Genomic DNA, 1,176 nt, shown 5'->3' on the forward strand with positions numbered 1-1,176 from the left:
AGGCGCCGCTGCTGGGCGTCCTGCCCGACGACGGGTTCGCCACGGTGGAGTGGAAGCAGCTCAAAGTCGGGCGGAACTATCACATCTCCTGCGATTCGCAGTACTACTCGGTGCCGTACACCTTCGCCGGTCAACTGCTGCGGGTCCGCCTGACCGCACAATCTGTGACGATCTTCGATGGCGACCAGGTCGTCTGCGTGCACCCCCGGCGCCATGGTCGTAAGGGCCAGTACTCCACGGTGCTCGCGCACGCCCCGAGAGAGCATCAGGGCATCGATGGTCTGTGGTCGAGGCAGTGGTTCACCGACCGTGCCCGCGGGTTCGGTCCTGCCACCGAGAAGGTGATCGCCCAGATCCTGGACCGTCACGTGATCGAGGCCCAGGGCTACCTGGACTGCCAGAACATCCTCGAGACCCTGGGCAAGCGCAGTCGGCAGCGGCTCGAGGCTGCCTGCCAAGTGCTGCTCAACCAGAACGGCGCCGGGAGCTACAGCGTGCTCAAACGCGTCATGGCCACCATCGACTCCGACGGCAAGGCGCCCCGGCCCGTGGTGCCGGCGGCGGCCACACGAAAGCCCCCACCCCCGGCCGGAACCCGAGACGACGGCGCGATTCAAGTCCGCTCGGCCGATCACTACTCGCGCGGGCGCAGCGGGGAGGGCGTGTGATGTTCACCGAGATCGATCATCAGAAGTTCCGCAATCTGCGCATCACCCACGTAGCGACCCGGTTCGAGGAGCTCATCAGCGATGAGGCCAATGACGAGCTCACCCCGGAGCAGATCTTCCTCACCGCCGTCGACGACGCCCTGGACCAGCGCCAAGCCCACCGGATCGACAAGCTCATCCGCGCCGCCAAGTTCCCCATCCCGCAGGCCTCGATCGCCGAGATCAACTACCAGGACGGACGCGGGATCACCCCGGTGCGGATGAAACGCTACGCCGGACACCACTGGAGGCAAGACCCCACCAACCTGCTGATCCTCTCACCGACCGGCGGCGGAAAAACCTACCTGGCCTGCGCGATCGGCATCGCCGCCTGCCAGAACGGGCACACCGTCACCTACGCCCGCATGGACGAACTCGCCCGGCGGCTGGTCATCGCCCGCGGCGACGGGATCCGCCACCAGAAGATGCTCAACGACCTCTCGGACGTGGAGCTGCTGATCATCGACGA

The 1,176-nt window shown here is 66.3% G+C and carries 2 protein-coding genes; both read left to right on the forward strand.

All coding sequences use genetic code 11. From position 1 onward, the window contains the following. The coding region (locus CEY15_RS17615) for a Mu transposase domain-containing protein (protein ID WP_428844207.1) at positions 1–668 on the forward strand (668 nt) is incomplete at its 5' end. Further along, the coding region (locus CEY15_RS17620) for an ATP-binding protein (RefSeq protein WP_095719489.1) at positions 668–1,176 on the forward strand (509 nt) is incomplete at its 3' end. The genes CEY15_RS17615 and CEY15_RS17620, both read left to right, overlap by 1 nt.

This window comes from Dietzia natronolimnaea, assembly GCF_002289575.1.
Lineage (GTDB): Bacteria > Actinomycetota > Actinomycetes > Mycobacteriales > Mycobacteriaceae > Dietzia > Dietzia natronolimnaea_A.